A 1,318-nucleotide genomic window follows, 5' to 3' on the forward strand; every position below is an offset into this window, starting at 1 on the left:
GCAGTTCTTTGCTCTCGGCCAGTTTGGTGAGCAAAGCATCACGTTGTGGGAACTGAACTGCGTTCTGTGAGGCGTTGAATAGGCCTTTGAACTCCCCAGCATACTGACGAACCACACCAAACATTTCGCCCAAAGTGCCTGAACGTTGGCGCAATGTTTCGGTCAGTTCGGTCAGCTTTTTGTCGTTGTCGTCAAAGGTGGCTTTCAGTTGCTCACCCAGCGCTGTCTCGGCTTTGAGTTGGGCTTTCGCCTGCTTGAGCAGCTCTGCTTGTTTATTGCGGTCGGCAAGAAATTCTTGCTCACGCGCTTTGTTTTCTTTTGACTCAACGATACTTTCCTGATTTGATCGTTTTTGAGCAGTTCGTTGAGTGACTTTGGTGCTTCCGCTTGCGCGCCTGAGACCATAAACAGGCTAGCCAGTAGTGCGGCTGCGATGGTTTTGAATCCTTTCATGATTATTCCTCCCCAGCAAACACTTGGCAATTTGATCAGAGCCGGTGGCGCTTGTTTCTTCGCGATACGAATCCCTTGCTGTACGTCAATACGGTAGCTTTCAGGCAGCGCTTCCCATTGGCGGGTTTGCTGGTTCCACATACCGGTTTCAACACCGGTCTGGAGATTGGTAGAGCAACGCGGTACGACCGATGCGTAGGAAGTCGTAAGTCACCACTTCACCATTGCGATCTAAGCTGGCTTTGTAAGATTCGATAGAACGAGAGAAGCCTTCTTCGATTTGGTACGCTTCCATCACTTTGCGGAATTTTYCGAGGTGGTGACGTCTGCGCGATCCATCAGCTCGCGTAGTTCGTTGATTCGTTGTTGCGTTCTTTGGTTTGGATGGCAGATCGAGCGTGACGATTTTCGTCGAGCGCATCAATCATTTTTAAAGTCAGTGGTACGACTTCCATCGCGGYTTGGTCAATCTGCGCGATTTGGCGATCTAATGAATCCAGTTCGCCTTGCTGCGATTGCACCATGCGATTGATCTGCTCGTTGTAGACTTTCATGCTGTCTACTTGGCGCATAAGTCGTCTGTATTCGGCGAGCATGGTGTCGGTGCTATCCGCGTAGCCATCGATTTTGTTTTGAGAGGCTTGAGCGGCTTTATTCGTGCCTGCCTGMSTGAGTGGAAATCACGCTTCCTGCGTCTGCGGCTAACGCGCTGCCTGTTAGGTTCAGCATCGCTGCGGTGAGTGCACTCACGCCAAATTTCTTTAACGTCATGGTTGCATCCTTGTCAGTGTTTTTGTCAGTCGAAAAGGGCGCGGGCATTTCCCGCGCCAAAAGGGTTTACAAAGCGTGGCTATTTAGAAGTCGT

General features: G+C 50.5%; 2 pseudogenes. Both read right to left on the reverse strand.

Going from position 1 to position 1,318, the window contains the following annotated elements:
- Nucleotides 1–453 (reverse strand): annotated as a pseudogene (locus CIK04_RS26210) (MotA/TolQ/ExbB proton channel family protein); the annotation flags it as partial.
- Nucleotides 454–455: 2 nt separating this feature from the next.
- Nucleotides 456–1,224, reverse strand: a pseudogene (locus CIK04_RS35700) (DUF3450 domain-containing protein).
- Nucleotides 1,225–1,318: the final 94 nt, after the last annotated feature.

Source organism: Vibrio sp. 03_296 (assembly GCF_002265885.1).